1 protein-coding gene is annotated in these 719 nt (G+C 35.9%); it reads left to right on the forward strand.

From position 1 onward, the window contains the following. The coding region (locus CLVI_RS17170) for an elongation factor Tu (protein ID WP_146127346.1) at positions 1 to 719 on the forward strand (719 nt) is incomplete at both ends.

A 719-nucleotide genomic window follows, 5' to 3' on the forward strand; every position in this document is an offset into this window, starting at 1 on the left:
CCAGAAGAAAAGGCGAGAGGTATTACAATTAATACAGCTCACGTTGAATATGAAACAGAAAACAGACATTATGCACACGTTGATTGTCCAGGACATGCTGATTATGTTAAGAATATGATAACAGGAGCAGCACAAATGGATGGAGCAATTTTAGTATGTTCAGCAGCAGATGGCCCAATGCCACAAACAAGAGAACATATATTACTAGCATCAAGAGTTGGTGTTGATTATATAGTAGTATTCTTAAATAAGGCAGATATGGTAGATGATCCAGAATTACTTGAATTAGTAGAAATGGAAGTAAGAGAATTACTAAGTGAATATAGTTTCCCAGGAGATGATATTCCAGTAATAACAGGATCAGCATTAAAAGCATTAGAAAATCCAGAAGATCCAGAAGCATCTAAGTGTATAATGGACTTGATGGAAGCAATAGATACTTATATTCCAACACCTGAAAGAGCAACAGATAAACCTTTCTTAATGCCAATAGAAGATGTGTTTACAATTACTGGTAGAGGAACAGTTGCAACAGGAAGAGTTGAAAGAGGAATACTTAAAGTAGGCGATGAAGTAGAAATCATCGGACTAAGTGAAGAAAAGAAGAAGACAATAGTAACAGGAATAGAAATGTTCAGAAAGTTATTAGACGACGCGAGAGCAGGAGATAACGTAGGAGCATTATTAAGAGGAATACAAAGAACAGATGTAGAAAGAGG

Source organism: Clostridium vincentii (assembly GCF_002995745.1).
In the GTDB taxonomy this organism is placed as follows: domain Bacteria; phylum Bacillota; class Clostridia; order Clostridiales; family Clostridiaceae; genus Clostridium; species Clostridium vincentii.